The sequence below is a fragment of the Vibrio sp. 1580 genome (assembly GCF_033340055.1).
In genome coordinates, this window is record NZ_JAWOVT010000377.1 from 1 (window position 1) to 640 (window position 640).

Below are 640 nucleotides of genomic sequence, written 5' to 3' on the forward strand. Positions count from 1 at the left end.
TACTGTCTTCCTTTACCAACAATACGGCCGTTGTTGTGTCTTTGATTGGTGCGATTAAACGCAATCAACAGCACGCGCCTTCTAAGCTACTGATTCCACTTTCTTACGCGGCGATATTTGGTGGCACATTAACGCTTATTGGTACTTCGACCAACCTTATTATTAATAGCTTTGTGGAAGATGCAGGGCTACCGAGTCTGAGCTTTTTTACTCCGACGATGATTGGCTTGGCTGTCTTAGCTGGTGGTCTTTTAATTCTTATTCCGCTGAGCTATTTGCTGCCAAGTTACGATGACCAAAACCAAGAAGACTTACCGTATTTCCTTGAATCTCGTGTTGAACCAGGTTCCCCTTTGGTTGGCCGTACCATCAGTGAAAACAATCTGCGTGCGCTGCGTAAGTTGTTTCTTGCAGAGGTGGTTCGTGATGGCGTGACGGTATCGTCAGTAGGCCCCGACTTCGTGCTGAAAGCGAAAGATCGTCTGTTGTTTTGTGGCGATGTCGAAAGTGTGGCGACCTTGCAAGAAATTCCGGGGCTGACTCTATTTGGGCAACAGCATTTGAATGGTCAAAACTTTATTGAAGTGGTGGTCAGTTCCTCTGCAACCTTCTGCCATAAGACCTTGAAAGAAAGCCGCTT

Annotated in this window: 1 protein-coding gene; it reads left to right on the top strand. The window is 46.4% G+C overall.

The features are described from left to right. A partial coding sequence (locus R7093_RS26105) for an SLC13 family permease (RefSeq protein WP_318147133.1) occupies positions 1 to 640 on the top strand: 640 nt, incomplete at both ends.